Here is a 1215-nt window from a genome sequence, read left to right on the forward strand (position 1 = left end):
GGTCACGCTCTTACTTTGTGGGCTCTTGCGGCGGTGCGCCGTTAGAGGTGATCAAGCAATACATTCAAAACCAGCGGGGCTGACGCCCCGGCGAAATTCCCCTCCCACCTACGTCGGAGGGAGTCCCCTTTCGCATTTAAGATGGAGAGGAAGGGGAGCACATTGACCGCATGCTGATCCATCAGGACCCGCACCTCGCCGCCGAGCAGGGCCCCCATGCGCACCAGATTGAAACCGTAGAGCAGGATGTTGACCACGGTGAACACCAGCACCGCAGGCAGATAGTCAGGGTAGACATGGCGCCATATGAGCCAGACAATTACCGCCCCCACCATCATGTAGCTCAGGCAGGCCAGCAGCACCCGGGGGGCCATCTTGTCGTTGAAGATGACGCTCCAGCAGAGGATCAGCAGATAGACCAGCATGAAGAGGGTGAATGCCCGCCAGTTTGGCGGCTCCCCGAAGAAGCGCTGGATGGCGAGTGGCATCAGGGCGAGGCAGAAGGTGATGAGCAGGTTGGCCAGCCAGATCCCCGCGATATGGGGAAAATGCCTGCATGAAGAAGAGCGATTGCGCCGCCAGGGCACAGAGGCTGGACCACCACCAGAGCCCGAGACCGGGTATTTCCCTATGGGTCGACCAGATGATGGAGAGGGTGATGAATCCCAGGCTGTAGCCCCCGAGGGCCATCAACATCAGGGTAAATACGTCCAGATTGAGCAGAATTGAGGCGTCCATTCCCGAACCTTCCAATGGGGATGGCTGAGTATATGGGAAGCCCATGACAAGACACAGAGGGAGCCTATGGGCCGGGCAAAAATATTTGCCCGACTCGCACGCCCTACTCCCCGTGAAGCGTGCCGGACAACGCCCTGTCTGTGCCCGGATTTTCCACCGAGACGGCCGCCGGATATTTTGCACTTGAACCGGCGCCATTAGATAGATATGTTGTTTTCATGTGGTTTTATGAGTCACCACGAGGGATAAAAGTCTCCATAACTTATTGAGTCTTCTGGCACAAACAGGTTTTGGTACATTTTTCATCCAGCGAACCATTCATAGAATCTCATTTGACATCCTCCCCCACCTTAGCGCTTCGCGTCACAGGAGGGGGATTCCCATTACTGGGTGATAGCTGCTCGCGCAGTACCGGGTTCCTGCTTCATCGGGCGGCCTGATTGCACCACGCCTCCACAGGCTAAAACGGCGTGTCCC

Annotated in this window: 1 protein-coding gene; it reads left to right on the forward strand. The window is 57.0% G+C overall.

What is annotated here, in order from left to right; genetic code table 11:
• The coding region (locus MUW49_RS17070) for a transposase (protein ID WP_244812998.1) at nucleotides 1-83 on the forward strand (83 nt) is incomplete at its 5' end.
• Nucleotides 84-1215: the final 1132 nt, after the last annotated feature.

It is taken from the genome of Aeromonas sp. LsrichE-8G (assembly GCF_022869435.1).
Lineage (GTDB): Bacteria > Pseudomonadota > Gammaproteobacteria > Enterobacterales > Aeromonadaceae > Aeromonas > Aeromonas caviae.